Genomic DNA, 19,030 nt, shown 5'->3' with positions numbered 1-19,030 from the left:
CGCGCTCCCGCGGACCGCCCACGCTTTTCCCTCGCCGCCCGTATCCACTCGCATGACGCCCTTCGAACGACGGGCCCGCGCGTGTCAGGAGCGACTGGCCGACGCGGACGCCGACGCAACCGTGCTGTTTCCCAGCCGAAACCTGCTGTACCTCTCTGGGTTCGACGAGGAACCCGCCGAACGCCATCTGCTCTGTTTCGTCCCCCGCGAGGGCGACCCGGTGTTTCTCGTCCCCGACCTCTACGAGACGCAGGTCCGCGCGGAGTCGTGGCTCGCCGACGTGCGCACGTGGAGCGACGACGACGACCCACGTGAGGCTCTCGCCGACGTGGTCTCGGACCTCGACCTCGCGGGCGGGCGCGTCCTCGTCGACGACACGATGTGGGCGCGCTTCTCGCAGGACCTCCGGGCGGCGCTCCCCGCCGCCGATTTCGGCCTCGCCAGCGAAGTGGTCGCCCCGCTCCGCGCGCGGAAGGACGACGCCGAACTCGACGCGCTCCGTCGCGCCGGGGGGACCGTCGACCGCGCGGTCGAGCGCGTCCGCGACATGGGCGCGGACGTCGTCGGCATGACCGAGAACGAACTCGCCGCGGAAATCGAGCGCCTCCTCGCCGACGAGGGCGGCGAGGGGATTCCCTTCGGTCCGCTCGTCGGCTCCGGCCCGAACGGGGCGATGCCGCACCATAGCCACGGCGAGCGCGTCATCGAGTCGGGCGACCCGGTCGTCCTCGACTTCGGCACCGTCGTCGACCACTACCCGAGCGACCAGACGCGGACCGTGGTCTTCGCCGGCGAGCCCCCCGCGGCGTTCGCCGAGGTCCACGGGGTCGTCCAAGCGGCCCGGACCGCCGCCGTCGAGACCGTCGAACCGGGCGTCGCCGCCGGCGACGTCGACCGCGCGGCCCGCGAGGTCATCGAGGAGGCGGGCTACGGCGACCGCTTCATCCACCGGACCGGCCACGGCGTCGGCCTCGACGTGCACGAAGAGCCGTACATCGTCGCCGGGAGCGACCGCGAACTCGAAGTCGGGAACGTCTTCAGCGTCGAACCGGGCGTCTATCTCCCCGACGAGTTCGGCGTCCGAATCGAGGACCTCGTCGTCGTCACCGAAAACGGCGCGGAACTCCTGAACGACACCGACCGCGGCTGGCGCTGTTGACCGAAAACTGTTAATTCGCTGATGACCGTGGTGGGCGCATGGTCTCTCGACAGACGCTCGTCGTCACCGGGTTCGTCCTCGCCGCCCTCCCCGTCGCGTACCTCGTCGAGGTCGCCACCGGCGAGTTCGCTCTCTCGTTTTTCGCGTTACTCGCGGTCGGCGTCGGTGCACCGTCACTCGTCAACGACTACCTCGACGGGCGCGAGGGTGGCCAGAACGGGGTCTGAGTCGGAAAAAGCGGTCGGTGTCGCCGAACGCGGCGGCAAATCCGAGCGGGTGCGCCGGTCGTTACTCGCCGTCGGCGTCGGCCGACCCGTCGTCAGCCGCACCGCCGTCGGACGGTTCGATGTCCCCGATGAGGGCGTCGATGTCGGCGTGTTCGTACAGCAGGTCGCGCATCCGGTTGACCGTGCGCTCGTCGCGGGTGCGACCCGTGCTGACGATGTCCTCGGCGCGGTCGGTCACCGAGAGCGTGTCGCCGTTGACGAGGAGCACCGGGACGCCCTTCTCTTCGGCCTTGCCGATGACGGCTCCGACGGGTCGGTGGCCGCCGGTGAGGATGATGCACTTGACGCCGGGGGCTTCGAGCGCGGCGCGCTGGATGTTCGCGCGGTCGCCGCCGGTGATGACCGCGGCGTTCTTGGTACGGCGGAAGTAGCGGAGCGCCGCGTCGCCGCCCATCGCGCCGACGAGGAAGCGCTCGACGAAGGCGTCGGTCGGCGCGTCGGTGGCGAGGTCCGCGCCGAGTTCGTTCGCGAGCTCCTCGACGGTGACGCCCGCGAGGTCCTTCTCGGTCGGGACGACGCCGAGGACGGGGACGCCGCGGGCTTCGAGGAACGGCGCGACCTCGGTTTCGAGTTCGTCGTAGGCGGCGTCGCTCACGCGGTTGAACACGACGCCGGCGAGGCGGTCGGGGCCGATGTCTTCGACCGCCGCGACCACGTCGTCGAGGTCGCTCGGGTGCTGGTAGTCGGCGACGAGGACGACCTCGGCGTCGAGGAGGTCCGCCACGTCGCCGTCGGTGAGGTCGACGATGCCGCCGGTGCGGTAGGAGCCGCCGCCCTCGACGAGCATCAGGTCCTTACCGGCCGAGATGTCCTCGAAGTGGTGGGCGATGACCTCCGAGAGTTCCTCGGCGTTCTCCTTGCCGCGGACCGCGCCCTGGATGAACGTCGGGGAGTAGACGACGGGTTCGAGCTGGTGCATCTCCGCGTCGATGTCGAGCAGTTCGCGGGCGAGCATCGGGTCCTCGTCGAGCGTCTTGCCGGTGCTGGACTGCAGGCGGGTGCCCTTGGGCTTCATGTAGCCAACGTCCAGTCCGCGCTCCTTGGCGAGGACGCCGAGTGCGAGCGTGATTGCGGTCTTCCCGGTGCTTTCTCCGGTCGAGGTGACGAGTACCGTGTTCATTGTTGAATGGTAGGGTGGTGAAGTGTTTAAAGTTCGTCCGGGTCGACGGTGAGTCGAACGTCGACGGCCTTCACGCCGTCCGGCAGGGTGACAAGCGGATTGATGTCGAGTTCGAGGATGGCCGGGAAGTCGGTGACGAGCTGGGAGAGCCGCTGGATGGTCTCCGTGATGCCACCGATGTCGACCGGGTCGTTCCCGCGGGCACCGCGGAGCATCGGCGCGGCGTCGATCTCCTTCGTCATGTCCTCGGCTTCGGTCTCGGAGACGGGCGCGACGCGGAACGTCGTGTCTTCGAGGATTTCCACGAAGATGCCGCCGAGGCCGAACATCATGAGCGGGCCGAACTGCGGGTCGCGGTTCATGCCGACGATGGTCTCGACGCCGTCGTCGAGATTCACCATCTCTTGGACCTGCACGCCGAGGATGTTGGCGTCGGGCTGGTAGTTCTTCGCGCGGGTGATGAGGTCCTCGTAGGCGTCGTAGACGTCCTCGTTTCCGACGCCGACTTTGACGCCGCCGATGTCGGACTTGTGGAGGATGTCCGGGCTGACGATTTTCATCACGACGTCCCCGTCGATGCGTTCGGCGACTTCCAGCGCGTCGGCGGGGTCGTCGACGATGTCGCCGGCCGGCGTCTCGATACCGTAGGCGTCGAGCAGTTCCATCGCCTCGACGCCGAGTCGGGTCTCGTCGCGGTCTTTGACGGTTTCGAGGATGTCACGGGCGCGCTCGCGGTCCACGTCGTACTCGGTGGGCGCGTCGTACTCGCGCTGGCGGATGTCGGCGTACTTCGAGAGCGCTTCGAGCCCGTCGACGGCGCGCGAGGGGTCGAAGTAGTTCGGAATGCCGGCGTCTTTCATCACGTCGGACGCGGCGTCGACACGCTCGCCGCCCATGAAACAGGCGGCGATGGGCTTGTCGTGTTTCTCCTGTAGCTCGACGGTGTCGGCGGCGAGCTGGTTGTAGTCGAGGACGGCCGTCGGGCAGGTCAACACGAGCGCCATGCCGACGTTGTCGTCGGCGAGCGCCACGTCGAGGGCCTCCTTGAACCGGGCGTTGTCGGCGTCGCCGACGATGTCGACCGGGTTGTAGATGTTCCCCTCGGCGGGGAGCGACTCGGTGAAGGCTTCGAGCGTCTCGTCGGTGAAGTCGGCCATCTTCAGTTCCGACTCGCCGATGGCGTCGGTCGTCATGACGCCGGGGCCGCCGGCGTTCGTGATGACGGCCACGTCCTTGTTCTCGGGGAGCGGCTGGTCGCCCAGCACGCGGGCGGTGTCGAACAGGTGCTGGACGGACTCCGCGCGGATGACGCCCGCCTGTTCGAGACCGGCCTCGTAGGCGGCGTCGGAGCCGGCGATGGTTCCGGTGTGCGAGGAGGCGGCCTGCGCGCCGGCGTCGGTCTTGCCGGACTTGACGAGGACGATGGGCGTGTCCTTCGTCACGTCGCGGGCGGAGTCGATGAACTCGCGGCCCGCCGAGATGCCTTCGAGGTAGCCGATGATGACCTCGGTGTCGGGGTCGTCGTTCCACGTCTCGATGAAGTCGGCCTCGTCGAGGACGGCCTTGTTACCCAGCGAGACGATGTCCTTGAAGCCGATGTCCTCGTCGTTGGCCCAGTCGATGACGGCCGTGATGAACGCGCCCGACTGGCTCATGAAGGACATGTTGCCGTCGAGGGCCATGTCGGGGCCGAACGTCGCGTTCATGCCCACGTCCGTGTTCATGATGCCCAGACTGTTCGGGCCGACGACGTTGAGGTCGTACTCCTCGGCGATATCGCGGAGCTCCTGCTCGCGGGCGGCTCCCTCGCTACCCGTCTCGCCGAAGCCGGCGGTGATGACGACCACGTTCTCGATGCCCGCTTCCCCGGCGGACTTCATCGCCGGCAGGACGACCTTCGGGGGAACGACGATGACCGCGAGGTCGGCGTCCGTCTCGCCGACGTCGCCGTAGCACTGCAGGCCGAACAGTTCGTCGTACTTGGGGTTGACCGGAACGACCTCACCGTCGAACTCGTCGATGAGGTTGTCCATGATTGCCCGCCCGATTGCTCCTTCGCGCTCGGTCGCACCGACCACCGCGATTCGGTTCGGCGCGAACAATTCGGATAGCTCTCCCATTACCTGTTGCTTCCCGTCATTGACTGATAAACTCGGTGGTGTGGGCCGTCTCACGGCCTTTGGTGGCACGATACAGTAGTGCAATTAATCGGGATGGTTCGCGAGTTAGACCACAGAATTGGGCCAGTGACGCTCGTCAGTCGGAGCGGTGTCGCCGACCCGGAGCGGCCAAACGCATAACTTCGGCCCCCGAAAATCACGGGCTATGTCGACACCCACCGACGACACGCCCTTCCACCGAACTGCCGGCGCGAAAGTCGCCGTCGCGGTCTTCCTCGCGCTGACGCTCGCCTACGCGCTTCTCATCGCCCAGCAGATTCTCGCGTGGGTGTTCCTCGTCGTCATCGCCGTCGTGCTCTGGTACGCCGCAAGACTCGTCGTCGCCGTGGAGGAAATCGCGACACAGCTCGGCCGCCTCGCCGACGAGCGCGCCGATTCCCGCGACCGCGGGGACGAATCAAGCAGGGATTAAACCGCGGCCGACGCGCCCGAATCCGAGACGGTCTCGCCCGCGAGTCGGTCGGACGAGCATTCAGAAATCCACCGCGAAAACCGGCTGTTCGTCCGTTTTCGCCGAGTATCGGCGAACTCTGAGGGTACCGATTACGGGATAATTTCAGTAGCGGTTCCCACATTATTAACTAACTGTCAGGAGCGCGATGTCCCACCCGCAACAATGTACCCGTTACAAGTCACGTTGACCGAGTCCATCGCAGAGTTGACCAACGCCGTGCTCGCGTTCGTTCCGCGGCTCGTGGGCGCGCTGTTAATCCTCATCGTCGGCTGGTTCATCGGGAGTATCACGGCCCGTCTCATCACGCGACTCGCCGACCGCGTCGAGGTCGACAAGGCGGTGTTGGCGACGCCCGTCGGGAAGATTCTCGGTGGGACTGAAAAGGCCGTCTCGGGCGCGTTCGGGACGCTCGGCAAGTGGTTCGTCTACGCCATCGCCGTCCTCGCGGCGGCCGACGTCCTCGCGGTCGACCTGTTCTCTCAGTGGGTCTCGACCGCGGCGTCGTACGCGCCGTCGTTCGTGGCCGGCCTGCTCGTCATCGTCCTCGGGTTCGTCGTCGCCGACTTCATCGGTGACGCCATCACTCGGACCCGCGCGGCGACCGAGACGCCGTACACGAGCGCGTTCGCGGTCGGCACCCGGATGTTCCTCTACTTCACCGCCGTCGTCATCGGCCTGAGCACGATGGGCATCGACGTGGCTATCCTGTTCACCATCGCGCAGGCGTTCGCGTGGGGCATCGCCGCGGCCCTCGCCATCGGCGTCGGCGGCGCGGTCGCCTTCGGCGCGCGCGACTACGTCTCGGCCAACGTCGAGCGTTGGATGGGTTCGGCCCGCTCCGTCGCGGCCACCCCCGTCTCCCCGGTGGGCGGCGACACCGACACCCCCGAGGGCGCGTCGGCGGCCGACGACTGAGCACGCTCCGCCCGGTGCGTCCAGTGCGCCCGATGCGAGCGCACCGCGGCACCGACGCCTTTCTTCACTGACTACCCCCGCCGAGCCGCCGCTCGTGCCGATATATCAGAATAGTTATTTTAATACCGAATCGTACTTTTTGGCCTGTCTAAACCACTTGAAGCCTTCTACCCGACATTCAAAGTTTTAGGTAAGCCAAAAATATCTGGGATATGATAATACTTATCGGCACCGAGTGGCTACGGTCGGTATGGACCAGTTTGCCGCTCTCACGTTCGTCTTTCTCGCCGGGCTCGTCACGGCCATCGCGACCGGTCTCGGCGCGATTCCGTTCTTCTTCGTCTCGGACGTGAGCGACCGCTGGAACGTGGCGCTGTGGGGTATCGCCTCGGGCATCATGGTGTCGGCGTCGCTGTTCGGCCTCGTCTCCGAGGGGCTCGCCAACGGGACGCCGCTCCAACTCGGTATCGGGATGCTCGCGGGCGTCGCGCTCGTCCTCGTCGCCCACCGCGTCATCGAGGGCGCAGACGTCAACCCGAAGCAGTACGAGGAGGCCGACTTCCGCAAACTGCTTTTGATTCTCGGCATCCTCACCGTCCACAGCTTCCCCGAGGGCGTCGCCGTCGGCGTCTCCTTCGCCGACCTCGGCCTCGACGGCGGTATCCAACTGTTCGGCTTCGTCGTCCCGCTACTCGCCGTGTTCATGACGATTGCCATCTCGATTCACAACGTCCCCGAAGGGCTGGCCATCTCCATCCCGCTCCGGTCGATGGAGGTCTCGAACTGGAAGCTCGTCTGGTGGGCCATCTTCTCCAGTCTGCCCCAGCCCATCGGCGCGGTCATCGCCTTCTACTTCGTCCGCATCGCCCGGGAGTTCCTCCCGTTCGGCTTCGGCTTCGCCGCGGGCGCGATGGTCTTTCTCGTCCTCACGGAGTTCATCCCCGAGGCGCTCGAACTCGGCGAGCGCCTCCCGCGCGGCGGCCGGGTCGAACTGCTCGCCGGGCTCGTCGCCGGCTTCGCCGTCATGGTTCCGCTGGCGTTCATCTGAGCGCGGTGGACCCGCCGCAACGACTCACGACTCAGACGCGGGGCTCTCGCCTTCGACTCGGAACGGCAGAGAAAACAGCGACCGCGACCCCGACTCAGTGCGAGTGGCCGAGCGCGTCCGAGAGCGGGACGCCGAAGCGGTCCTCGAACAGCTCTTCCATCGCCTCGTTGATTTCGGCGATGTCGGCCGGCGCGCCGCCCTCGCTGTGGTGAGCGACGACGTGCGCCTGCTGTGCGAACGCCTGCACGACGACGTCGGCGACGACGTCGGTCGGGTCTTCGCCCTGCTCCGAGAAGATGTCGACGAGGCCCGCGGGGAGTTCCAGCGCTTCGGTGTCTCCGTTCGGTCCCTCGATGGTGTACGTCTCAGTTTCGACCATGCCACCACGTGGGGTCGGCCGCGGGTTAAGGCTTGAGTTTGCGCGTCGGGGGCGACGACTCGCCCGCGCACCGCAGGCGGGCGGTGTGCGCCTCTCAGTCGGTTCGCGGAATCGCCACCGTCCCCGCCGCGAAAAAGGCGACTGCGAGCGCCGCGAGCACCGCGAGGTTCGTGAGCCAGTCGCCGCCGCCGTACGTGAGCGCCCGGACGCCCCGGGCGAAGTACGTGAGCGGCGAGAGGTTCAGCGCCGGGACGAACCACGCCGGGAGCAGATCGGGCGTCACGAACGTCTCCGAGAGGAACAGCAGGGGGAGCGCGATGGCGTTGCTCGCGGCGATGACGCCGTCCTGCGAGTCGGCGACGCTCCCGATGACGGCCCCGAGGCCGCAAAAGAGCGTCACGCCGAGCGCGACGAAGGGGACGATAGCGAGCGTCGCGGGCGTCAGCGGAATCGACGCGCCCGTCACGAGCGCCGACAGCGCGAGGAGCAACAGCGCCGCGAGGCCGATGACGACGACGTTGACGAGCGAGTGCGCGAGGAGCCACTCGGCGCGCGACAGCGGCGTCGTCGCCAGCTTCTCGAAGCGGCTTCCCTCGCGGTGGCGGGCGATGGTGCTTCCGACGCGAGACAGCGGGGTGAAAAGCACGACGACCGCGAGGTAGCCGGCGATGTAGTACTCCCTCGGCTCGGCGAACAGGCCGCCGCCGGTCGGCTGGGTCTGCACGAGCGCCCCGAAGATGACGACGATGATGGCGGGGAAGAAGAACGTGAAGAAGACCGCCGTCCGCCGCCGGAGGAACGCGTGCCACGAGGCGACGAACTCCGAGCGGACGCGGGCGACGACGCTCATCTGTCACCCCCGACCGCGGCGGCCGCGGCGGGGCGGGCCGCCTCGAACTGCTCGCCGGTCAGAGAGAGGTAAACCTCTTCGAGCCCGGGCTGTTTCCAGACGAGCGACTCGTAGACGACGCCCGCGTCGTCGAAGGCGGCGACCACGTCGCCGATGTCGCGCGGGCCGACGCCGTGGACGGTGATGCCGTCTCCCGACACCGTCGCGTCGAGCGCGGCCGGGAGCGACACCGATTCGAGGGCCGCGTCGGCGTCGCTGTCGGTCCGGACGACGAGACGGCTCTCGCCGCCGTACTCGGAAACGAGGTCGTCCGGCCGGCCGACCGTGACGAGTTCGCCCGCGTTGAGCAGGCCCACGCGGTCGGCGAGGCGCTCTATCTCCGCCATGGAATGGCTGGTGAGAAACACCGTCGTCCCGCCGGCGGCGAGGCCCTCGACGAGCCCCCACAGCGACCGCCGACCCGCGGGGTCGATACCGGTGGTCGGTTCGTCCAAGAACAGCACGTCGGGGTCGTTGACGAGCGTCAGCGCGATACAGGCGCGGCGCTGTTGGCCGCCCGAGAGGTTCTCGTACCACGTGTCGGCGGCGTCGGCGAGACCGACCTCGGCGAGCACCGCCTCGGGGTCGCGGGCGTCGTCGTAGAGCCCCGCGTAGTAGGCCACGAGTTCGCGGGCGGAGAGCCGACCCGCGGGCCGGAACTCCTGCGGGAGGACGCCGAGACGCTGGCGGTCTACCTCGGTCGGGTCGCGCCCGAGGATGGCCGCCGACCCCGAGTCAACCGCGGTCGTGCCCGTGAGGGCGCGAACCAGCGTCGTCTTCCCCGCGCCGTTCGGACCGATGAGGCCGAAGACCTCCCCCTCGGCGACCGACAGGGAGACGCCCGAGAGCGCCTCCACGTCGCCGTAGGACTTCCTGAGGCCGTCGGCGGCGAGTACCTCGTCCATGTCGTACCCGTCGTCACTATCGGGTGGTAAGGGATTCGGAATCGCCGCCCGGTTCGAGTTTCGAGGGCGGTGGGGAGCGGTGGGGAGGCCCAGCCGCCCCGACCGCAGTAAGTCTTACTCCGGTCGCGCCACACTACGTTGACATGAACGGTTCCCGACGCGACTTCCTCGCCGCGACCGGCGCGACCCTCCTCGGCGGCTTCGCGGGCTGTGCGAGCGCCCCGACCGACGACGGCGCTGGCGGAACGACCGACAGCGACGCGCCGACCGGCGAGACCGACGGGGCGACCACGACCGCGGGCGACGGCCCCGGCGGCTCCCTCGCGGGTCTCGAAGTCGCCTACGAGACGGTGGCGTCCGGCTTCGCCTCGCCGGTCGACGTGGCCATCCCCGAGGCGTTCGGCGGGAGCCGACGGTTCGTCGTCGACCAGCCCGGCCGGACGTGGCTCCACGACGACTCGGGACTGCGAAGCGAGCCGTATCTCGACATCACCGACCGCGTCGTCGACCTCAACGGCTACGACGAGCGCGGCTTCCTCGGGGTCGCCTTCCACCCCGAGTTCGCCGATAACGGGCGGCTCTACCTCCGGTACAGCGCCCCGCGACGGTCGGGAACGCCCGCCAACTACAGCCACACGTTCGTCCTGAGCGAACTGACGGTCGACCCCCGGGCGACGACCGTCTCGGCCGACTCCGAGCGGACACTGCTCGAACTCCCCGAACCCCAGCCGAACCACAACGCGGGAGCCGTCGCGTTCGGGCCGGACAGCTATCTCTACATCGGCACGGGCGACGGCGGCGGCGCGAACGACGAGGGCCGCGGCCACGTCGACGACTGGTACGACGCGGTCGCGGGCGGCAACGGGCAGGACGTGACCGAGAACCGCCTCGGGAGCGTCGTCCGAATCGACGTGGACTCGACCGGCGGGGTCTCAGGCGACGACGACCGTCCCTACGGAATCCCCGAGGACAACCCGCTCGTCGGCTCCGACGGCCTCGACGAGCAGTACGCGTGGGGGTTCAGAAACCCGTGGCGGCTCTCGTTTGACGGCGAGGACTGTTACGTCGCCGACGTGGGACAGGGCGCGTGGGAGGAGGTGAACCGCTTGGCGCGCGGCGGCAACTACGGCTGGAACGTCCGCGAGGGCGCACACTGCTTCCGCGCGGGCGACTGCCCGACCGAGACGCCCGACGGCGCACCGCTCATCGACCCGGTGCTGGAGTACCCCCACAGCGGTGACGGCCCGTCCGGGGTGGCCGTCATCGGCGGCCACGTCTACCGCGGTGAGGCGATTCCGGCGCTGTCGGGCGCGTACGTCTTCGCCGACTGGCAGTCCGAGGGCAGACTGTTCGCCGCCCGGCCGAGCGAATCGCGGCCGTGGGATATCGTGGAACTTCCCGTGGCGGACCGCGACGCCGGCGGGACGAACGTCCTCGCGTTCGGCCGCGCCCCCGACGGCGAACTGTACGTCTGCACCAGCGACCGACCGGTTGTCACCGGGTCGTCGGGCGCGCTGAACCGGGTGACCGGCGCGTGAGCGTCGCCCCGCGCCTCGCTCGAAGCCGGAGCGTCAGGCGTCGCCGTCGACGGTGACTCGCCTGCCCGTCGTCGCCGACTCGTAGGCCGCCTCGGTCAGCGCGGTCACGCGGAGCGCGTCCTCGGCCGGGATGGCGAGGTCGGCCTCGTCGCGCGCGGCGTCCACGAAGTTCCGGAGCTTCTTCCGGGTTAGCTCCTCGAAGTCGGGCGTCGGCGGCGTGGCGGTGTAGGTCGTCCCGCCCTCCGTCACCTCGATGGTCTCGCCGTCGAAGGCGACCATCCCCTCGGTGCCGATGACGCGGAGCGACTCGCCCGGGTCGGGGACGCTCTGTCCATCGCCGGAGACGCCCACGCTCGCGGTGAGGCGGTCGCCGTCGCGGTCGAGGACGACCGCGAGCGCCGAGTTCACGTCCACGTCGTGGCCGCGGTGGTCGACCGCCGCGGCGACCGTCACCGGCGTCGAGCGCGTCACCCAGAGCATCGCGTCGAGGAGGTGCGACCCCGAGTCGTACAGTTGGCCGCCGCCCGACAGCGCCGGGTCGCCGCGCCACTCGTCTTTCGTCCAGCGAATCCACTCCTGTTCGAGGTGGCAGACCACCATGTGCGGGTCGCCGACGCGGCCGCTGTCGATGACGCGCCGAAGCTCGTGGAACCGCGGGTCTACGTGGCGCTGGTAGCCGACTGCGAGGGTGAGCCCGCGCTCCTCGGCGCGGTCGATGAGCGCCCGCGCCCCGCCGAGGTCCGTCACCATCGGCTTTTCGAGGTGGACGTGGAGGTCGGCGTCGAGCGCCGCGAGCGCCTGGTCGAAGTGCTTCGTGTGCGGCGAGGCGATGGTCACCGCGTCGAGGAACTCGGCGTCCAGCAGTTCCTCGGTCGTCTCGTAGGTCGGCACGTCGAACTCGTCTCCGAACCCCTCGCGCACCTCGTCGGCGGGGTCGACGCCGGCGACGACGCGCACTCCGTCCAGTTCGTTGAGGAGGCGGCACTCCAGCATACCGAGACTTCCGAGGCCGATTCCTGCGACTCTGAACATGCCGTACCAGTCGCGCGCAAGCCGCAAAAGCGTGCGGGCGAGTCGCAAGCCCCCGGGACAGACCGAACCGACCGACGCCGACGAACAAAGCTGAACCCCTCGCCGCTACTCGCATCCTTTAGTCGCCGGCAGTCGTGGCTTCGGCCATGAGCCTCGACTATCGACGACTCGGGTCGACCGGCACCCGCGTCTCGGAACTGTGCTTCGGCACGTGGCGATTCGGTCGGAAGAGCAGTGGCGTCCTGGAGACCGACGAGGAGGAGGCCCACGAACTCCTCGACGCGTTCGAGGAGCGCGGCGGGAACTTCATCGACACCGCCAACGTCTACGGGAACCCGAACGGGACCTCCGAGGAGTACATCGGCAACTGGCTGGCCGAGCGGGACCGCGAGGACTACGTGCTCGCCTCGAAGGTGTACTTCCCGTTCGACGAGGACAACCCCAACGGGCGCGGCCTCTCGCGGACCCACATCCGCAACCAGATCGAGGGCACGCTCGACCGCCTCGACACCGACTATCTCGACCTCTACTACATCCACCGCTGGGACGAGGAGACGCCCATCGAGGAGACGCTCGGGGCGCTCAACGGCCTCGTCGAGGAGGGGAAGGTCAACTACCTCGGTGCGTCCTCGATGGCGTCGTGGCAACTCACGAAGGCGCTGTGGAAGTCCGACGTCAACGACTACGCCCGCTTCGACGTGACCCAGCCGCTGTTCCACGCCGGCTACTACGAGGACGTGAAAGACTACCTCGACGTCTGCGGCGACCAGGACATCGCGATTTGTCCGTACTCGCCGCTGGCGGGCGGCTTCCTCACGGGGAAATACGAGCGCGCCGACCCCGACGACCCCTCGAAGTACGTCGCGCCCGACGGCGCGCGCGGCTCGTTCGACGAGCGGTTCGAGCGGTTCTACGTCTCCGAGCGCGGCTGGAAGGTGCTCGACGAGGTTCGCGCCGTCGCCGACGAGGTCGACGCCAGTCCCGCGCAGGTCGCGCTCCGCTGGCTGATGGACTACCCCGAGGCGACGGTCGTTCCCATCGTCGGTGCGCGGACGACCGACCAACTCGACGAGAACGTCGGCGCGGCCGACGTGGACATCTCGACCGACCAGTGGGAGCGCATCACGAACGCCCGCTACGACGAAGACGGCAAGCGCTGGGGCCACTGAGCGGCCGTCGGCGACGCGAGCGACCAGCAACCCGGATGACCGGCGACGCGAGCGACCAGCAACCCGGATGACCGGCGACGCGGGCGACCGGCGACCCGGATGACCGGCGACCCGGACGATTCCGATTCCGGCTTTTTTCACGCGATGCCGAGGTCTCGCAGGAAGTCGCAGACCACGTGGACGTAGAGCACGACCGCGAGGAACGCCGCGAGCGACCCGAGTCCCCAGAGCGCGAGCGTGCCGACCGCGACGCCGCCGACGAGGTGGTGGCTCAGGAGTCGCTTGCGGTCGAACTCGGTGTCGAACTCCTCGAACACCCGCTCTTGGTCGAGGAGGCCGACCCGCGGGTTCGTCACCGCGAGCCGCAGGTTCGCCCAGTCGCCGCGCTGGACGCGGGCGATGACGAAGTGGTCGAGGTCGACGAAGACGCTCGCGAACACCGCGCCGGCGACGAGAACCGGCAGGCTCCCCGGCGGGTCCAACGCGACCGCGGCGGCCGTCCCGGCGACCCCGCCGATGAGGGCGTGTTCGAGTGACTTCACGTCCCGCCCCGGTCAGCCGACGTGCGGGCGGACCCGCCGGAGCACGAGGTCCGGGTCGAACTCGTCTTCCGACTTGTCCCAGACGCGCTCGCCGTCGACGGTGACGGTGAGGACGCCGTGGTCGCCCGTGACGAGCGCCACGCGGTCGAGTCGCTCGCCGAACTGTTCGAGGAGCGCGTGCTGGAGCTGTTCGGCGCGGTCGAGGAAGCCGCAGGGGACGCAGTATTCGATTTCGACCTGGGTCATGGGCGGATGTTCACGGCGCGCGGGTAAAAGCGAGGGGGCCGGTGGCGAGCGCGCCCGCGGGAGCAAACCGCGATTACTTCCCGAAGCCGGGCCGCCACCGGAGGAGGACCACGGTGACGAGGAACACCAGCGTCGAGAGGTCGTACGAGAGCGTCGTCACGGTCGCCGCGACTGCGGTTCCGCCGCCGAAGACGCTCGTGGCGACCGACGCGAGGACGGGCCACGAACACGAGACGCAGGAAAAGAGGCCGACGACGCCGGAGACGGCCGCGCCCGCCGCCTCGACGACCGTGTCGTAGACGAGGAACGCGAGCGCCGCGTAGCCGACCACGCGCGCCGGCATGAGGACGAGGTTGAACAGGTCGCCGCCGTAGACGAGCGCTGGCCCCCACCCCGGCGGGAGGAAGGCGACGCGGACGCCGCTCGCGCCGCCGGGAACGGGCGAGGTGACGAGACCGCCGGCGACCGCCAAGAGCGCGAAGTAGCCGACCGCGACGGCGACCGCCCTGCGCTTCGTCGCGGCCGAGGCGGGCGCGATGTCGGTGTCGAACAGGACCCAGAGGCCGACGATGACCCACGCGACGCCGTAGACGGCGTACCGCGGCGCGCCGACGCTCGCCTCGGTGAAAAGCAGGTAGACGAACGCCAGAATCAGCGTCGTGTTCACGGCGAAGGCGGCGCGGAGCAGACTGGCCCGCGAGGGGCGGGGAAGTGCGGATGCGGTTGCCATGTGTTTGGGTGGTGTCGCAGTCGGTTCTCAGATGGCGAGCGTGTCGACGACGATGGCGAGGAGCAACATCCCGAGGTAGGCGTTCGAGGCGTGGAACGCCCGGAAAGCGGCGGTGTCGTCGCGCTCGTAGTGCAGGCGCACGACGAAGTAGAGGAACGCGCCGCCGAAGAGGATGCTCGTCACGAGGTAGACGACCCCGAGGGCGTCCATGACCGCGAGGCCGGCGGCGGCGACGAGCGTCGCGCCGAGCCACCAGAGGATGTGCTTTCGCGTCTCGGTCTCGCCGCGGACGACGGGCATCATCGGGAAGCCGCCGCGGGCGTAGTCGTCCTTGTAGGCCAACGCGAGGTTGTAGAAGTGCGCGGGCGTCCACAGGAAGATGACCACGGCGAGGACGACGCCGCCGAGGCCGACGTCGCCGGTGACGGCGACCCAGCCGATGAGCGCCGGGAGCGCGCCGGCCGCGCCGCCGATGACGGTGTTTTGGACCGTGTTGGGCTTCAGGATGAGCGTGTAGACGACGCTGTAGAAGGCGATGGCGACGACGCCGAGGACGGCCGCGAGCCAGTTGACCGACGCGAACAGCGCCACCGACGCGACCGTCAGGAGCAGGCCGAACGCGACCGCGTTGCGGACGGGGACGAGGTCGACCGCGAGCGGTCGGTCGCTCGTCCGTTGCATCCGGCGGTCCACGTCGCGTTCGAGGACGTGATTGAACGTGCCGGACGCGCCGATAGAGAGGACGCCGCCGCCGAGGGTCGCCGCGATGACCTCGGGCGTGAGGCCGGACGAGACGGTGCCGGCGAGCGCCATCGCCGCCGACGCGACGAGACAGAGAAGCCACATCAGCCGCGGCTTCATGAGCCGGAAGTACGCGTTGGCCGTCGCCTTCGCGCGGGCGACCGGCTCGGTCGGGACGGACGGTCGCTCGCCGTCGTCGGCGGGGGGGCTCATCGACGGGGTGCCGACCGGCGCGTCGTCGGGGTCGCCGGTGGCCGCTTCGAGGGTCCACGCGAGGGCGGCGACGAGGCCGCCGAAGATGACCATCCCGAGGACCAAGTGGAGCGTCGAGAGCGCGGGGCCGACGCCGACGGTCGCGACGAGTGCGCCGATGCCAGCCTGTGCGGGATACAACAGCGCCGACGCGGTGACGGTCGCTCTCACGCGGCGCGACGTATCGGTCCGCCACGCCGAGACGAGCGTGGCGACCGTGAGGAGGCCGACGAGGACGGCCGCGACGCGGTGGCCGAGGGCGACCCAGCCGTCGAGCGTCGCGGGGAGCGAAAAGCCGTCGCCGCACGCGGGCCATGCGCTACACGCGGCGGTCGCGTCCGTGAGCGCGGTCGTCGCGCCGACGATGAGCAGGAGATAGACGCCCATCGCGGTCGCCGCGAGCAGGCCGTGGAACGTGTTCGAATCGCGATTCGTGGCCACGAAATTCACCTACGAAGGTGTTGGGCCGTCCCGTATTTAGGACCCGCGCTTTTCCGCCTCGCGTTCGGGCCTCACTCCCCGCGGTATAGCGGGGTGGGGTTGATAAACGACGGGCCGAGAGTCGGTATGCATTTATGCGGTTGTTCCTAACTCTCGTTCAGCATGAGAAAGACGCGTTTCGCGCTCGCGTCCCTGCTCGCGACGGTCGCGATGGCACTCGTTGCCACCCCCGCCGCCGCGCAGGCGTCTGCCACGTCGGAACTCATCAACCAGCTGAACGGGGAGTTGCTGTACGTCGCTATCCCGATTACCGTGCTGGTGGAGGTCATCCTCCTCTACACCGTCATCAAGTTCCGCAACAGCGAGCGCGCACTGCCGACCAAGGAGAACCGCCGGCTCGAAATCACGTGGACCATCGCGACAGCGATTATCCTGCTTTTCGTCGGCGTCGCCTCCTACGGCGTGCTGGCCAACGAGAACGTCACGCACCAGGGCAACGACATCGCCATGGACGACGACCCGGTCGTCGTCACGGCGGAGGCGTACCAGTGGGGCTGGAACATGTACTACCCCGAGGAGGGTAACTTCTCGTCGGGCAACGAGATCGTCATCCCCGCGGACCGCCCCGTCTACTTCCAGATCACCTCAATGGACGTGATACATGGATTCCACGTCCCCGAACTCGGCCTCAAGCAGGACGCGATGCCGGGTTCGACGAACACCATCAAGACCGTCGCCTACGAGGAAGGCACCTACCAGGGCTACTGTACCGAGTACTGCGGTGTCGCGCACTCCCAGATGTACTTCACCGTCGAAGTCGTCTCGCAGGACGAGTACCAGAACTGGCTCGACGAGCAACAGTCGGCCAACAGCGAGTCGTCGTCTTCGAACGCCACCGCGACGAACTCCACGCAGTAACGCATCACCCTTCTCTTTCGACGCCCGCCGCCGAGTGACGACGCTCGCGCTCGTCGCGGTCGGCCATCGGAACATCGGTCGGCAGTTCGGGTCGGTTTCCGCGGCGAGAACTCAACAGCGCCGCTCGACGATGCGGTCGATGATGCGACCCGTCGAGAGCAGTTCGTCGTCGTGGCGTTGCTCGCGCGGCGTCGCGCGCGTGACCTCGCAGTCGATGCCGCGGGCGTCGAGGGTGGCTTTGATTCCCGCCTCGTCGTGGTGTTGGTCGTAGCCGAGGACGATGACGTCGGGGTCGATTTCCTCGATGGGGACGAAGATGTCGTCGGCGTGGCCGAGATGCGCCTCGTCGACCACGTCGAGCGCGGCGACCATGTCGCGGCGCTGGCGGTCGTCGAGAATCGGCGTCGGCTTGTGCGTCACGTTCTCGCCGCGGGCGATGATGACGTGGAGTTCGTCGCCGAGCGACGCGGCGTCCGAGAGGTAGTGGACGTGACCGGGGTGGAGGATGTCGAAGGTTCCCTGCGCGATGACCCGCCTCATCGGTCCAACTCCGCGTCGATGTCGTCCTGCGTGAAGTCGAAGAACGATTCGGGGTCGGGGAGGTCGACGTCGAGCACGTCGAGGTTGCGGATCTCGCCCGACTGGTCGAACGCCTCCCAGTCGTCGGGGCCGTAGGGCGCGCCGATGATGATGTGGACCCGGCCGCTCCCGAAGGTGTCGAGGTCGGCGTCACTCGGTCTGAGGACGCCGTTGGGGTGCGAGTGAATCGACCCGACGGCGCGGAAGTCGTTCGGCACGAGGTCGTTTCTGACGGTCGCGCTGTAGGGGTCCGAGACGGTCCCCGGGATGATGAGCACGTCCGTCACGACGTAGCCGTCGCGGTCGACGCCGACCCGGCGGGCCTCCTCGCCGCGGAGGAGGCCCATGTACTCGTTCGGATGCGTCTCCGCAGAGGCTTCGAGCGCGAAGTCGAGGGCGTCGGCGGCGATGCCGACGACCTCCCGCGACCGGAAGAGTCGCATACCGAACCGTCCGCGGGCGCTCCATCTAAGGGTTCCGGAACGCCGAGTCGGTCGCCGGACCGGAACCGCCATACTGAGGTCGGCGCTCGCCCGACCTCGGGTGTGACGCTCGATTCCGACCTCGTCGCGCGCGTGACGAGCGCGCTCTCGGCGGACGCGCCACCGACCGCGACGACCGAACTCGACGGCGGACACGTCGGGCGCGTCTACCGCCTCGACTTCGACGGGCGCGACCCCGTCGTCGCAAAGGTGGGCGACACGCCGCTCGATGTGGAGGCGGCGATGCTCGACTCGCTCGCCGCGGCCGGCCTTCCGGTCCCCGCGGTCCACCACGCCGACGCCGACCTGCTCGTGCTCGACTACGTCGCGGGCACGTCCGACCTGACGCCCGCCGCCGAGCGCGACCTCGCCGCCCACCTCGCCGCGCTCCACGAGACGACCGCGCCGGCGTTCGGCTTCCCCTACGACACGCTCTCGGGACCGTACCGTCAGCCGAATCCGTGGACCGACTCGTGGGTCGCGTTCTTCCGCGACCAGCGCCTCCTGCCGTGGACCGACGCGGCGCTCGACGCCGGCTTACCGGCCGCGACCGCCGAGCGAATCGAGTCGGTCGCCGCCGACCTCGACGCGCTCCTTGACGCGCCGGCGGCCCCGCGGCTCGTCCACGGCGACGTGTGGGGCGCGAACCTCCGCGTTCGCGACGACCGCGTCGTCGCCTTCCTCGACCCGGCGTGTTACTACGGCCACCCCGAAGTCGAACTGGCCTACATCGACTGGTTCGACGCCGCGGGCGACACCTTCTTCGACACCTACGACGACCGCCGCCCCATCGCCGACGGCTTCTTCGAGGACCGGTCGCCCGTCTACGCGCTGTTCCCGCTCCTCGAACACGTCCGCGTCTTCGGGGCTGAGTACGTCTCGTCGGTCGAAGACGCGCTGGAGGAACTCGGCTACTGACCGCCCGCGAAGGTGATTTTCGGGCCGAACCGAGTCGAATCGAGTCGTGCGAACCCGCCGCGTACGCGAGATGCTTTTGTAAAGCTTAACACTACCCCCTGACCTA

21 protein-coding genes are annotated in these 19,030 nt (G+C 68.7%); 9 read left to right on the top strand and 12 right to left on the bottom strand.

Annotated elements, in window-relative coordinates:
• Positions 1-52 precede the first annotated feature (52 nt).
• Both ACFQI8_RS04710 and ACFQI8_RS04705 read left to right on the top strand, forming a co-directional pair.
• Positions 53-1,159: a M24 family metallopeptidase gene (locus ACFQI8_RS04710; protein ID WP_390243101.1), complete on the top strand. Its 1,107-nt coding sequence runs from the start codon at positions 53-55 to the stop codon at positions 1,157-1,159.
• 38 nt (positions 1,160-1,197) lie between these two features.
• A complete protein-coding gene (locus ACFQI8_RS04705; protein ID WP_390243100.1) occupies positions 1,198-1,386 on the top strand; it encodes a hypothetical protein in 189 nt (62 codons plus the stop codon).
• A 61-nt stretch (positions 1,387-1,447) separates the two neighbouring features.
• Here the strand turns inward: ACFQI8_RS04705 and ACFQI8_RS04700 are convergent, their stop codons facing one another.
• Entirely contained in the window at positions 1,448-2,566 is a 1,119-nt protein-coding gene (locus tag ACFQI8_RS04700; protein WP_390243099.1) for a phosphotransacetylase family protein, read from the bottom strand.
• 26 nt (positions 2,567-2,592) lie between these two features.
• On the bottom strand, positions 2,593-4,686 hold the full coding sequence (locus ACFQI8_RS04695; RefSeq protein WP_390243098.1) for an acetate--CoA ligase family protein: 2,094 nt from the start codon (positions 4,684-4,686) through the stop codon (positions 2,593-2,595).
• Between the two features lie 205 nt (positions 4,687-4,891).
• On the opposite strand from ACFQI8_RS04695, the gene ACFQI8_RS04690 reads away from it, so the two are divergent.
• The 3 genes from ACFQI8_RS04690 (at position 4,892) to ACFQI8_RS04680 (ending at position 7,163) form a co-directional block, all read left to right on the top strand.
• Complete coding sequence (locus ACFQI8_RS04690; RefSeq protein WP_390243097.1) at positions 4,892-5,158, top strand: DUF8066 domain-containing protein; 267 nt, start codon at positions 4,892-4,894, stop codon at positions 5,156-5,158.
• Between the two features lie 204 nt (positions 5,159-5,362).
• Positions 5,363-6,115, top strand: coding sequence for a mechanosensitive ion channel family protein (locus ACFQI8_RS04685; RefSeq protein ID WP_390243096.1), 753 nt, complete (start codon positions 5,363-5,365; stop codon positions 6,113-6,115).
• A 250-nt stretch (positions 6,116-6,365) separates the two neighbouring features.
• A complete protein-coding gene (locus ACFQI8_RS04680; RefSeq protein ID WP_390243095.1) occupies positions 6,366-7,163 on the top strand; it encodes a ZIP family metal transporter in 798 nt (265 codons plus the stop codon).
• 94 nt (positions 7,164-7,257) lie between these two features.
• Here ACFQI8_RS04680 and ACFQI8_RS04675 read toward each other — a convergent pair whose 3' ends face one another.
• The 3 genes from ACFQI8_RS04675 to ACFQI8_RS04665 form a co-directional block, all read right to left on the bottom strand.
• Positions 7,258-7,542, bottom strand: a complete 285-nt coding sequence (locus tag ACFQI8_RS04675) for a DUF7545 family protein (protein WP_390243094.1) — start codon at positions 7,540-7,542, stop codon at positions 7,258-7,260.
• 94 nt (positions 7,543-7,636) lie between these two features.
• Positions 7,637-8,392, bottom strand: a complete 756-nt coding sequence (locus ACFQI8_RS04670; protein ID WP_390243093.1) for an ABC transporter permease — start codon at positions 8,390-8,392, stop codon at positions 7,637-7,639.
• Complete coding sequence (locus ACFQI8_RS04665) at positions 8,389-9,336, bottom strand: ABC transporter ATP-binding protein (protein ID WP_390243092.1); 948 nt, start codon at positions 9,334-9,336, stop codon at positions 8,389-8,391. The genes ACFQI8_RS04670 and ACFQI8_RS04665 overlap by 4 nt, the downstream gene beginning before the upstream one ends.
• 143 nt (positions 9,337-9,479) lie before the next feature.
• Between ACFQI8_RS04665 and ACFQI8_RS04660 the strand changes: the two genes are divergently transcribed.
• On the top strand, positions 9,480-10,874 hold the full coding sequence (locus tag ACFQI8_RS04660) for a PQQ-dependent sugar dehydrogenase (RefSeq protein ID WP_390243091.1): 1,395 nt from the start codon (positions 9,480-9,482) through the stop codon (positions 10,872-10,874).
• 33 nt (positions 10,875-10,907) lie between these two features.
• Here ACFQI8_RS04660 and ACFQI8_RS04655 read toward each other — a convergent pair whose 3' ends face one another.
• Positions 10,908-11,906: a Gfo/Idh/MocA family protein gene (locus tag ACFQI8_RS04655; protein WP_390243090.1), complete on the bottom strand. Its 999-nt coding sequence runs from the start codon at positions 11,904-11,906 to the stop codon at positions 10,908-10,910.
• A gap of 146 nt (positions 11,907-12,052) precedes the next feature.
• On the opposite strand from ACFQI8_RS04655, the gene ACFQI8_RS04650 reads away from it, so the two are divergent.
• Positions 12,053-13,075, top strand: coding sequence for an aldo/keto reductase (locus ACFQI8_RS04650; RefSeq protein WP_390243089.1), 1,023 nt, complete (start codon positions 12,053-12,055; stop codon positions 13,073-13,075).
• Between the two features lie 137 nt (positions 13,076-13,212).
• Here the strand turns inward: ACFQI8_RS04650 and ACFQI8_RS04645 are convergent, their stop codons facing one another.
• The 4 genes from ACFQI8_RS04645 to ACFQI8_RS04630 form a co-directional block, all read right to left on the bottom strand.
• The gene (locus tag ACFQI8_RS04645) at positions 13,213-13,617 is read right to left on the bottom strand and encodes a metal-dependent hydrolase (RefSeq protein ID WP_390243088.1); all 405 of its coding nucleotides are present in this window, start codon (positions 13,615-13,617) and stop codon (positions 13,213-13,215) included.
• Between the two features lie 12 nt (positions 13,618-13,629).
• Positions 13,630-13,863, bottom strand: a complete 234-nt coding sequence (locus ACFQI8_RS04640; RefSeq protein ID WP_390243087.1) for an Rdx family protein — start codon at positions 13,861-13,863, stop codon at positions 13,630-13,632.
• 73 nt (positions 13,864-13,936) lie between these two features.
• Positions 13,937-14,593, bottom strand: coding sequence for a DUF7546 family protein (locus ACFQI8_RS04635; RefSeq protein ID WP_390243086.1), 657 nt, complete (start codon positions 14,591-14,593; stop codon positions 13,937-13,939).
• A gap of 27 nt (positions 14,594-14,620) precedes the next feature.
• Positions 14,621-16,027: a heme o synthase gene (locus tag ACFQI8_RS04630; RefSeq protein WP_390243085.1), complete on the bottom strand. Its 1,407-nt coding sequence runs from the start codon at positions 16,025-16,027 to the stop codon at positions 14,621-14,623.
• Positions 16,028-16,189: 162 nt separating this feature from the next.
• Between ACFQI8_RS04630 and coxB the strand changes: the two genes are divergently transcribed.
• Entirely contained in the window at positions 16,190-16,945 is a 756-nt protein-coding gene (gene coxB / locus ACFQI8_RS04625) for a cytochrome c oxidase subunit II (protein WP_390243084.1), read from the top strand.
• 111 nt (positions 16,946-17,056) lie between these two features.
• Here the strand turns inward: coxB and ACFQI8_RS04620 are convergent, their stop codons facing one another.
• On the bottom strand, positions 17,057-17,485 hold the full coding sequence (locus tag ACFQI8_RS04620) for an FAD synthase family protein (protein ID WP_390243083.1): 429 nt from the start codon (positions 17,483-17,485) through the stop codon (positions 17,057-17,059).
• Complete coding sequence (locus ACFQI8_RS04615) at positions 17,482-17,967, bottom strand: Mov34/MPN/PAD-1 family protein (RefSeq protein WP_390243082.1); 486 nt, start codon at positions 17,965-17,967, stop codon at positions 17,482-17,484. The genes ACFQI8_RS04620 and ACFQI8_RS04615 overlap by 4 nt, the downstream gene beginning before the upstream one ends.
• A gap of 102 nt (positions 17,968-18,069) precedes the next feature.
• On the opposite strand from ACFQI8_RS04615, the gene ACFQI8_RS04610 reads away from it, so the two are divergent.
• The gene (locus ACFQI8_RS04610; protein WP_390243081.1) at positions 18,070-18,924 is read left to right on the top strand and encodes a fructosamine kinase family protein; all 855 of its coding nucleotides are present in this window, start codon (positions 18,070-18,072) and stop codon (positions 18,922-18,924) included.
• Positions 18,925-19,030: the final 106 nt, after the last annotated feature.

This window comes from Haloferax chudinovii (assembly GCF_042663345.1).
In the GTDB taxonomy this organism is placed as follows: domain Archaea; phylum Halobacteriota; class Halobacteria; order Halobacteriales; family Haloferacaceae; genus Haloferax; species Haloferax chudinovii.
Note: the sequence above shows the minus strand (reverse complement) of the source record. Positions and strands in the feature narration are given on the sequence as shown.

What these genes read in the sequence shown, in the direction of transcription:
- ACFQI8_RS04670 (WP_390243093.1), bottom strand. Translation starts at nt 8,392, where the DNA reads ATGAGCGTCGTCGCCCGCGTCCGCTCGGAGTTCGTCGCCTCGTGGCAC.
- ACFQI8_RS04695 (WP_390243098.1), bottom strand. Translation starts at nt 4,686, where the DNA reads ATGGGAGAGCTATCCGAATTGTTCGCGCCGAACCGAATCGCGGTGGTC.
- ACFQI8_RS04710 (WP_390243101.1), top strand. Translation starts at nt 53, where the DNA reads ATGACGCCCTTCGAACGACGGGCCCGCGCGTGTCAGGAGCGACTGGCC.
- coxB (WP_390243084.1), top strand. Translation starts at nt 16,190, where the DNA reads ATGAGAAAGACGCGTTTCGCGCTCGCGTCCCTGCTCGCGACGGTCGCG.
- ACFQI8_RS04705 (WP_390243100.1), top strand. Translation starts at nt 1,198, where the DNA reads ATGGTCTCTCGACAGACGCTCGTCGTCACCGGGTTCGTCCTCGCCGCC.
- ACFQI8_RS04680 (WP_390243095.1), top strand. Translation starts at nt 6,366, where the DNA reads ATGGACCAGTTTGCCGCTCTCACGTTCGTCTTTCTCGCCGGGCTCGTC.
- ACFQI8_RS04635 (WP_390243086.1), bottom strand. Translation starts at nt 14,593, where the DNA reads ATGGCAACCGCATCCGCACTTCCCCGCCCCTCGCGGGCCAGTCTGCTC.
- ACFQI8_RS04685 (WP_390243096.1), top strand. Translation starts at nt 5,363, where the DNA reads ATGTACCCGTTACAAGTCACGTTGACCGAGTCCATCGCAGAGTTGACC.
- ACFQI8_RS04665 (WP_390243092.1), bottom strand. Translation starts at nt 9,336, where the DNA reads ATGGACGAGGTACTCGCCGCCGACGGCCTCAGGAAGTCCTACGGCGAC.
- ACFQI8_RS04675 (WP_390243094.1), bottom strand. Translation starts at nt 7,542, where the DNA reads ATGGTCGAAACTGAGACGTACACCATCGAGGGACCGAACGGAGACACC.
- ACFQI8_RS04620 (WP_390243083.1), bottom strand. Translation starts at nt 17,485, where the DNA reads ATGAGGCGGGTCATCGCGCAGGGAACCTTCGACATCCTCCACCCCGGT.
- ACFQI8_RS04640 (WP_390243087.1), bottom strand. Translation starts at nt 13,863, where the DNA reads ATGACCCAGGTCGAAATCGAATACTGCGTCCCCTGCGGCTTCCTCGAC.
- ACFQI8_RS04615 (WP_390243082.1), bottom strand. Translation starts at nt 17,967, where the DNA reads ATGCGACTCTTCCGGTCGCGGGAGGTCGTCGGCATCGCCGCCGACGCC.
- ACFQI8_RS04650 (WP_390243089.1), top strand. Translation starts at nt 12,053, where the DNA reads ATGAGCCTCGACTATCGACGACTCGGGTCGACCGGCACCCGCGTCTCG.
- ACFQI8_RS04655 (WP_390243090.1), bottom strand. Translation starts at nt 11,906, where the DNA reads ATGTTCAGAGTCGCAGGAATCGGCCTCGGAAGTCTCGGTATGCTGGAG.
- ACFQI8_RS04700 (WP_390243099.1), bottom strand. Translation starts at nt 2,566, where the DNA reads ATGAACACGGTACTCGTCACCTCGACCGGAGAAAGCACCGGGAAGACC.
- ACFQI8_RS04660 (WP_390243091.1), top strand. Translation starts at nt 9,480, where the DNA reads ATGAACGGTTCCCGACGCGACTTCCTCGCCGCGACCGGCGCGACCCTC.
- ACFQI8_RS04690 (WP_390243097.1), top strand. Translation starts at nt 4,892, where the DNA reads ATGTCGACACCCACCGACGACACGCCCTTCCACCGAACTGCCGGCGCG.